The organism is Citrobacter sp. NCU1 (genome assembly GCF_010231475.1).
Lineage (GTDB): Bacteria > Pseudomonadota > Gammaproteobacteria > Enterobacterales > Enterobacteriaceae > Citrobacter_D.
On record NZ_NRDO01000158.1, the window covers coordinates 1 to 1336 of the forward strand.

The 1336-nt window shown below is 67.4% G+C and carries 1 pseudogene; it reads right to left on the minus strand.

The window, feature by feature from the left end:
* Positions 1 to 1245, minus strand: a pseudogene (locus CJP72_RS26080) (HAD-IC family P-type ATPase); the annotation flags it as partial.
* Between the last annotated feature and the right edge of the window lie 91 nt (positions 1246 to 1336).

Genomic DNA, 1336 nt, shown 5'->3' on the forward strand with positions numbered 1-1336 from the left:
CCGGTGTGGCGCTCCAGCGCGATCTTGTCCTGGGTAAGGGTGCCGGTCTTGTCGGTGCACAGTACTTCCATCGCGCCGAAGTTCTGGATGGCATCCAGCCGCTTGACGATCACCTTGCGCCGCGACAGCAGCACCGCGCCCTTGGCCAGGGTGGAAGTGACGATCATCGGCAGCATTTCCGGGGTCAGGCCCACCGCCACCGACAGCGCGAACAGGAAGGCCTCGGTCCAGTCGCCCTTGGTCCAGCCGTTGATCAGCAGTACGAACGGCACCATCACCAGCGCGAAGCGGATCAGCAGCCAGCTGACGCTGTTGACGCCGGCCTGGAACGCGGTGGGTGCGCGGTCGGTGGCGGTGCTGCGCTGGGCCAGGGTGCCGAAGTAGGTGCGGTTACCGGTGGCCAGCACAATGGCGGTGGCCGTACCGGACACCACATTGGTGCCCATGAACAGCAGGTTGTGCNNGCAGGTTGTGCTGCTCCAGCAGGCCGGCCAGCCCGTCGCCCGGGTGCGCGAACTTCTCCACCGGCAGCGACTCACCGGTCATTGCCGCCTGCGCCACGAACAGGTCCTTGGCACTCAGCACGCGGCAATCGGCCGGAATCATGTCGCCGGCCGACAGCACGATATGGTCACCGGGCACCAGCTCGCGGATCGGAAGGTCCAGCAGGCGCGCCGGGCGGCGGCTGTGCAGGTGCGCGCCGAAGTACTGGTCGGCCACATCCGCAGCCTCGGTGCCGGGATTGCGGCGCAGCACGCGCGCAGTGTTGCCGACCAGTGCCTTCAGCCGCTCGGCCGCTCGGTTCGAACGACCCTCCTGCACGAAGCGGATCAGCGTGGACAGCAGCACCATCGCACCGATGACGATCGTCGCCTTGATGTCCTCGGTCAGCCAGGACACCGCCGCCAGCACGGTCAGCAGAAGGTTGAACGGATTGCGGTAGCACTGCCACAGGTGGCGCCACCACGGCAGCGGCTTTTCGTGATCCACCTCGTTGGGGCCGAGCGTGGCCAGTCGTTCCTCGGCCTCATGCGGGCTGAGGCCATCGGCATGTGATTCCAGCGTGGCCAGCAGCTGGTCTTCATCCTGCTGGGCGAGGGTGACCAGGCCGGTGGTGAGTGCGAATGGTGCCGCTTCGGCGCTGCCCGGGCCGAAGCCGGCCTCGGGCATCGCGCGGCGGCGGAACAGGTTGCCTGCGCGACGGCTGCGCAGGAAGGCGTTGAACCAGGCGTTGAGCAGGCTCATGGGACGCTCCTTGAATGTCAGAGCCGGCCGGGGCCGGAACACGAACGGAATGGACGAAACAGATCAGGCGTGGCGCATCGCCAGCACCGCC